This window comes from Bathymodiolus platifrons methanotrophic gill symbiont (assembly GCF_002189065.1).
Classification (GTDB): Bacteria; Pseudomonadota; Gammaproteobacteria; order Methylococcales; family Methylomonadaceae; genus Methyloprofundus.
In genome coordinates this window covers 1-4,046 of record NZ_BDMN01000367.1, presented here as the reverse complement: position 1 = coordinate 4,046, position 4,046 = coordinate 1, and the positions used below count along the sequence as shown (strand labels likewise).

Genomic DNA, 4,046 nt, shown 5'->3' with positions numbered 1-4,046 from the left:
CGCTCAAGCAACCATTGATGGAATTGAAACAGCACATATGATCCGAAAGGGACAATTGTCTGAGGAAAATATTCCTGCTTATAAGCAGTTTATGGCTTTAGCAGGATAGTTATGCCTGAAGACCAGGAGGTCTGCGCTTTTGATAATTATTGCGACAGAACCAGCTTAACGGGACTGATTAAAATCTACGATGCCCTGTTTCGCCCTGCGTTTGCCATATAAAAAATCCTGAACGGCTTTTTTATATTGCGAACTCAAATGGCTTGACGCTGTGTCGGAATGCTTTGCATTTTCTCTACGCAAAAAGACACTTCGAGAAAACGCCCAGCCCTACAGCTAACACGGACTAAAAATCTTCACTTCGCTAAGGCTCCGTTTCCAGGATTTTCAGCGAATCAGGCGCGCCCTGCGTCCGCAACGACTACGCACAAAAGCCGCTTCGTCATTACTACCTCACTGGCTGGACGGCTATTCGGAATGCAATTCTTGCTCCTCTCGCGTGCTGCTAGCACACGTCGAATCAGCGAATTGCCCTGTCGCCTATCAGGGACTAAAAATCACCACTTCGCTAAGCTCCGTTTCCATGATTTTCAGCGGGGGTACTTTCCTCCTATGTAACCACGCTGTGTATTTTTACGGGTTTGCTATTCCTGAGTGGAGATATAGGCCAGTTACTTTATACTATTCCAGCGGTATTAATTTCAGTAATTACTATTTCTCTGGTTGAGGCCTTTTTGATTTTGCCACACCACTTGCAACCGCTGCCAGCCATGGAGAGCGAACGCGAGGGCTGGTAGTCCCCAGAAGGCGTAGGGCCGTTGTTTTGTCGGAATCGTAGCGCTAGCGTAGGTGGAGACAAAATAAAAGGCATTCCGAAACGCCGTCCAGTCATTTGAGGGAATGTTACGAAGCCAGCACCGAGTTTACGATGGTAGTGGCGAAGTGGCACGTACGCAGGACGTCTGGGGCGCCGAAGGCATTAGCGGTCGCGTTAAGTTTTTGCCGCTTGCTTGGGCTGGGATGCCCAAAACAAGCTTTCGCAAAAATAGCGACTCCCCGCACTCGTTACAACTCGCTTCAGAAAAACCTATCTCAAAAGTTCGCCAACAATTTACTCTGAATTTTGAGAAACTCCACCTTAAGGTTAATGGCTGGGTAAAAAAACTGATTGTCTACCGCTATTTATTCCTGGGTTCGGTCGTCGGAGTGTTTATTTTATCTGTCAGTTTATTAGTCTCTGGCATCGTCAAATTTTCTGCCTTTCCCAATGTTGAAGGCGATTTATTACAGGCTCGAGTCCTCATGCCTGTGGGTAGTTCTCTGGCACAAACCCAACAAACTATCGATAAAATAACCAGTAGCATTCAAGCGGTTAATAATAATTACCAGAAGGAATATCAAACGCCTTTGATACAAGGCATGACGGTCCACTACGGTATGAATGCCGATGCTTTTGAAGGCGGTGCGCATTTAGCAACAGTCAGCGTTGATTTGCTAACTGCTGAGCAGCGAGAACAATCTATCAACCAGATTGCCGATCTATGGCGCAATCATCTTGGAGTCGTACCTGAAGCCTTAAATATTGCCATTAAAGAGCCTGTCATTAGCCCTGCGGGTCGAGCTATTTATATACGCTTGCAAGGTGACGACCTTACCAGCCTTTCAGAAGCTTCGCATCAGATGCAAAACTGGTTAGCAGGCTATCCAGGAGTAAGTAATCTAATGGATGATTTGCGCCCGGGCAAACCTGAGTTTTCCTTAAATCTAAAACCAGGTGCTTTTGCACTAGGTCTAACGGCACAAGAGATAGCGGCACAATTACGCGCTGCTTATCAAGGTATTGAAGTACTGGAAACCTCAATCGATCTAGAAACTTATGAAGTCATTGTTAAGCTGGATGATGCCTCTAGAGACGAGCTCGCAGACTTTGATTATTTCCCTATTATCCACCCTGTTTCGGGACATATGATTCCACTAGTTAATGTCGCCGAGATCAGATCGACGCGTGATTTCTCTCGTATTCAGCGTATCAATGCTCAACGTGCTGTAACTATATACGGAGATATTGATGCAGAAGTGAATAATACCCAGGCAATCTTCCATGACCTGGAAAAGACCTTTTTAACTAAATTTAAACAGCAGCACCCTGATATCACCGTTCAATTTGAAGGTGAGGTCAAAGAAGGCCCATTAACCCGTAACGGCTCTATGCGCAAAAGCATGTTAATGGGGTTAATCGGTATTTTTGCGCTATTAAGTCTGCAATTTCGCTCTTATTCAGAACCAATCTTAGTGATGGCAAATATCCCTTTAGCCTTTATTGGTGTTATCTTTGGTCACTTAATCATGGGCCTGGATATTACTATGCCGTCCTTATTAGGTTTTGTCTCATTGGCTGGCATTGTGGTTAATGACTCGATACTATTAGTCGAGTTTGTCAAACAACATATTAATGAGGGTATGACACCGCATCAAGCCGCAGCAAAAGCTAGTGGCGAGCGGTTTAGAGCGGTGGTGTTAACCTCATTAACGACTATTGTAGGCTTAACTCCCTTATTATTTGAGCAAAGCCCGCAAGCGCAGATTTTAATTCCACTGGCAACCAGTATTGTTTTTGGTATTCTTAGCTCTACTTTGCTGGTGCTATTTGTTGTCCCATGCCTGTATACCATATTGGAAGACTTGGGAGTGGTACAAATTAAGAATAATAGTTCCCTATTAAAATGAGATAAAACCAATTTCTCACCCCAGTTAACTGCCCTATAGAAGACTATTTTTACCATTAAATTTAGCATATTTTCAAGATACACCTGCCTTATTTAATGGTAAAAATAAAGGGGAAAAACCAGAAAACCATAATATTAACAATAACTAACACTGACATTTCCTCCCTCACTTATTATTGACACCAAGAAAGAAACACATTATTGTGCGTAATTCCATAAAACAATAAATAAGAAAAATAAAAATGATAAAACCAGCTAACTTTAAAAAACTAGCACTTGCTTGTGCAATTACCTTAAGTCCTCTTGCCGCTTCAGCAGAACCCGTTATTGATATCTGTCCCGATGATGCCAGCAAAACTGTTATACATGATTTTGTTAAAGGCTTGCTAAAAGCAGTTCAAGCTCAGGAAAATGGCGGATTTGGCTTTCACATGTGGGCTAATGTAGTCAATCGCGACGGTAAAGTTTGTGCGGTTGTTTTTTCCGGTGACGATAGAGGGGATCAATGGCCAGATAGTAGAAATATAGCAGCAGCAAAAGCCTATACTGCAAATTCACTAACCCTTCCAGGGTTCTCCTTATCTACAGCTAACTTATATCAACCTACTCAACCCGGCGGGAGTCTCTGGCATGTATCAAACGCATCTCCAGTAGATACTACGGTTGCTTATATGGGTCCTGCTGAAGATTTTGGCACAGCATCCGATCCCATGCTAGGAAAAGTACATGGCGGCCTTATCCAGTTCGGTGGTGGATTAGGCTTATATGATGCATCAGGAAAGTTAATTGGAGGCTTAGGAGTGAGTGGTAGCTCATCTTGTGAAGATCATGTAATTGCATGGAAAGTACGCCACTTGGCACAGCTTGATTATGTTCCAGCTGGCCCTAGTAAAGATGGTGATGACAATCTTACCTTTATGGGCGGTGGATCGCTAGGCTGGGAACATCCTTTTTGTGGTGTAGAAGGTGAAGTTGAGGCTCAGGCAGGATTACCAGCTGTAAGAAAATTAGGCGAGTAAGCTGTAATTTCCTAATTAATATCACGAGCTAGTTGAGCGAATCAAACAGCTCGTGATGCTTTTATCACTGCCAACAATTAGTTTCTTTATTTGCCAGAATTGCTAGCTTATGACAGCACATGAAAATACAAATAGCAATACATGCATTGCTTTTTAATAGGAATTCTTACGATACGCTAAAAAGACACTTATCTATTGCTTTTAACTAAAAAACTGAAGTTTCCCAATAATTATTTATGGTAAAATTGAAGCTATGCTACAACTATATGAAAAAAATAGTCTTTTAATTCGTTTCAAATGC

At 42.7% G+C, this 4,046-nt stretch carries 2 protein-coding genes and 1 pseudogene; all 3 read left to right on the top strand.

What is annotated here, in order from left to right:
- Positions 1 to 109, top strand: a pseudogene (locus CDZ78_RS24570) (IS6 family transposase); the annotation flags it as partial.
- Between the two features lie 791 nt (positions 110 to 900).
- On the top strand, positions 901 to 2,727 hold the full coding sequence (locus CDZ78_RS17695; RefSeq protein ID WP_087871165.1) for an efflux RND transporter permease subunit: 1,827 nt from the start codon (positions 901 to 903) through the stop codon (positions 2,725 to 2,727).
- 241 nt (positions 2,728 to 2,968) lie between these two features.
- The gene (locus CDZ78_RS17690; protein ID WP_087871164.1) at positions 2,969 to 3,745 is read left to right on the top strand and encodes a heme-binding protein; all 777 of its coding nucleotides are present in this window, start codon (positions 2,969 to 2,971) and stop codon (positions 3,743 to 3,745) included.
- Positions 3,746 to 4,046: the final 301 nt, after the last annotated feature.

What these genes read in the sequence shown, in the direction of transcription:
- CDZ78_RS17695 (WP_087871165.1), top strand. Translation starts at nt 901, where the DNA reads ATGTTACGAAGCCAGCACCGAGTTTACGATGGTAGTGGCGAAGTGGCA.
- CDZ78_RS17690 (WP_087871164.1), top strand. Translation starts at nt 2,969, where the DNA reads ATGATAAAACCAGCTAACTTTAAAAAACTAGCACTTGCTTGTGCAATT.